This is a genomic window from Pseudomonas peli (assembly GCF_050563605.1).
Taxonomy (GTDB): domain Bacteria; phylum Pseudomonadota; class Gammaproteobacteria; order Pseudomonadales; family Pseudomonadaceae; genus Aquipseudomonas; species Aquipseudomonas peli_A.
In genome coordinates this window covers 1-232 of the sequence record NZ_JBNXUH010000289.1, presented here as the reverse complement: position 1 = coordinate 232, position 232 = coordinate 1, and the positions used below count along the sequence as shown (strand labels likewise).

Genomic DNA, 232 nt, shown 5'->3' with positions numbered 1-232 from the left:
CCGAGTTCGCTCWTTTCKTCTCGGSGGCTGGGAGATGTTTAAAAGAGACAGTCTTTGTCCTGCAGGCTGTTTTGTCCCGCCCCGCCMCGGTCGATGAGGAACTGCGAAATCGCATCATTGCGATAACCGCCGATCCGGTATGCCCCGGCCTGATCCAGGCTATTCAACGCAATGGTGCTATCGGCCTTGGCCAGCAGCACCCAGTCGCTCACGGCAATCTGTCTCTTATACA

General features: G+C 56.6%; 1 pseudogene. It reads right to left on the bottom strand.

Features of this window, described 5'->3' with window-relative positions:
* Nucleotides 1-38 precede the first annotated feature (38 nt).
* Nucleotides 39-232: pseudogene (locus ACQ4LH_RS21775) on the bottom strand (hypothetical protein); the annotation flags it as partial.